Source organism: Glycomyces sp. TRM65418 (genome assembly GCF_019710475.1).
Lineage (GTDB): Bacteria > Actinomycetota > Actinomycetes > Mycobacteriales > Micromonosporaceae > Glycomyces.
In genome coordinates this window covers 1-689 of record NZ_JAJFAX010000028.1, presented here as the reverse complement: position 1 = coordinate 689, position 689 = coordinate 1, and the positions used below count along the sequence as shown (strand labels likewise).

The window sequence follows — 689 nt, the reverse complement described above, 5'->3', positions numbered from 1 at the left end:
GGCGGTCTCGGCGGTCCGTGGGAGCCAGGCGGCGGTTTCCCAGCCGCCTTCGGGTCGCGGTTGGGCCCGTAGCCGGCCGCCGACCGCTTCGATGCGTTCGCTCAGGCCCAGCAGGCCCAGGCCGCTGCCGGATTCGGCCAGGCGTCCGCGGGCGGCGTGGCCGTCGTCGCGGACTGAGACCTCCATGCCCTGGCCGCCGGTGGCCGCGACGACGACGCGGACCCGGTTCGCGCCGCGGGCGTGCTTGCGCACGTTCGTCAGCGCCTCGCGCACGACGCGGTGGGCGGTGGCGGCGATCTCGGGGGCGACGGTGCCGGCCAGTTCGGGGGAGATGAAGCAGGTCGCGTCGGTGCCTTCGCGGGAGAACCGGTCGACCAGGTCTTCGATTTGGGAGAGGTCGCCCAGGGGGTTGAGGCCGTCGGTGCCGGTCTCGTCGTCGCGGAGCATGGTGACCAGGCGTCGCATGGAGGACAGTGCCGAGAGTCCGGCTTCTTCGATGTCGGCGAACGCCTTCGTGGGGTCGGTGTCGGTGACCTGCGCGGCTTGGGCGAGCACCACCATGCCGGTGACGTGGTGGGCGACGAAGTCGTGCATCTCCCGCGCCAGTTCGAGCCGTTCGGCGCGGCGCACCTCCTCCTGCGTCTCCCGCCGCAGTTTGTCGAGCCCGCGCAGGTAGGCGCCGAAGCCGA

General features: G+C 72.7%; 1 protein-coding gene. It reads right to left on the bottom strand.

What is annotated here, in order from left to right; genetic code table 11:
- Positions 1-689, bottom strand: a 689-nt coding sequence (locus tag K3N28_RS23175) for a sensor histidine kinase (RefSeq protein WP_228095273.1), incomplete at both ends; no start/stop codon positions are given.